Origin of the sequence: Paenibacillus sp. KS1 (genome assembly GCF_001680695.1) — a bacterium.
Taxonomy (GTDB): domain Bacteria; phylum Bacillota; class Bacilli; order Paenibacillales; family Paenibacillaceae; genus Paenibacillus_B; species Paenibacillus_B suaedae.
The window spans coordinates 1-293 of sequence record NZ_MAIS01000361.1; the positions used below are offsets into that span (position 1 = coordinate 1).

The window sequence follows — 293 nt, forward strand, 5'->3', positions numbered from 1 at the left end:
GGAACCTTTTTTGTCAGAAAATCGGGAGTACTGCAAAAGTTTTGTATTCCAGCGCCCGTTGTCGGTGGACTGCTGTTTGCTATCCTAGCAACGATCCTGAAAACGACACGTCTATTGGAAATTACCTTGGATACTTCGCTCCAAAGTCTATTCATGCTCACGTTCTTCACTACGGTAGGACTGGGAGCAAGCTTTCAACTCATCAAATTAGGCGGCAAGCTGCTCGTCATTTACTGGCTTGCCTGCGGTTTTCTCGCTCTGGCGCAAAATGTAATCGGGGTTTCCCTCGCCTC

At 48.1% G+C, this 293-nt stretch carries 1 protein-coding gene; it reads left to right on the forward strand.

Annotated features, from left to right (window positions below; all coding sequences use genetic code 11):
• Positions 1-293 (forward strand): sodium/glutamate symporter (locus BBG47_RS28675; protein WP_217492564.1); only part of this gene is annotated, 293 nt, incomplete at both ends.